The 1,491-nt window shown below is 53.9% G+C and carries 1 protein-coding gene; it reads left to right on the forward strand.

Annotated features, from left to right (window positions below; genetic code table 11):
- Positions 1-1,491, forward strand: a 1,491-nt coding sequence (locus tag OM416_RS31675) for a condensation domain-containing protein (protein ID WP_264936339.1), incomplete at both ends; no start/stop codon positions are given.

Here is a 1,491-nt window from a genome sequence, read left to right on the forward strand (position 1 = left end):
GTTATCTGTGTGCTTATGTCGTGGGCGAAGGTGAGCTGGACGGGGAGCAAATTCGGGAGAATCTGCGGAGCATCCTGCCTTCGTACATGGTGCCATCATACGTGGTACAGATGGGAGCTCTACCCCTGACAAGGAATGGAAAATTGGACAAAAAGGCTCTGCCAGAACCAGACCGGACTTCGACGCAGACCTACACTGCACCGCGGAACGCACTGGAAGAAGTCATTGCTGCTGTATTCCGTGAGGTGCTGGGGCTTGAACAGGTCGGCATTGATGATGACTTCTACACCCTGGGCGGAGACTCAATCAAAGCCATCCGCATTCTGTCCAAGATGAGAGAACAGGGGTATGACCTTGGTGTGCGGACCATTATGCAAGGACGGACGATTCGCGGAATGAGTACAGAAGTGACGGTCAGTGTCGCCAGTACAGCAGAGCAAGGCGAAGTAACCGGCCAGGTCAATCCTACGCCGATCCAATGTCAGTTCTGGTCCGAATCGTTGGGCGAACCCCATCATTTCAATCAGTCCTTCCTGCTGGAGAGCGTGGAACCAATCCATGAGACCGCGTTGAGGCAAGCACTGGATGCGATCACTGCTCATCATGATATGCTGCGTGCGGTTTACCGTGACGGTGTGCAAACCATTCGCCCCATTGCATCAGGTGCGGCCTATGAAATGACAGTGTTGGATTATCTCTCGATGACGGATCAAGAAGAGGCGTTGACAGCGATGCATCAGCAGGCAAACCAGATGCAACGGAGTCTGGACCTGACGAACGGTTCTCTCGTAAGCGTCGGATTGTTGCACACCAATGAGCGGGATTATGTGTTACTCATTGTGCATCATCTGCTGATTGACGGGGTATCCTGGCGGATTCTGTTAGAAGATCTGCAGCAGGCTTATGCGTCGATCCTGGCTGGGCAGGCAGTAACCTTACCTCCGAAGACAGGATCGTATGCGGGATGGAGCCAAGCCTTGGCAAGGTACCGGACGAGCGCAGAGCTTCAGGAGGAACTCCGGTACTGGCAAACCGTAGAAGAACAGATGGAAGAAAGCGGCAAGCACTGGAGCGGCCGAGGTAGCGGAGAAGGGGTTGGACACCTGGAGGTCAGTCTGAATGTGGAGCAGACAGAAGCTCTGTTGTATCAAGCCAACCGGGCATACCATACCGAGATCAATGATTTACTGGTGACAGCCCTGGCCCAGGCCATGCGGACCGTAACGGGACAAGGAATGGCTGCCCTGCAGATGGAAGGTCACGGGCGGGAACGAATCGGAGAAGAGTACGTGATGGACCGGACTGTGGGATGGTTCACAAGTATCTATCCTGTGGCAGTAATAGGCATCGGTCAAAATCCGGGAGAAGACATCCAGCAGACCAAAGAGATCTTGCGCCGTGTACCAAACCGTGGGATTGGCTACGGCATTCTCAAATGGCTGGGTGAAAGCGAGCTATCCGGAATAGAGCCTGAAATAACCCTGAACTATC

The organism is Paenibacillus sp. LS1 (assembly GCF_026013365.1).
Taxonomy (GTDB): domain Bacteria; phylum Bacillota; class Bacilli; order Paenibacillales; family Paenibacillaceae; genus Paenibacillus.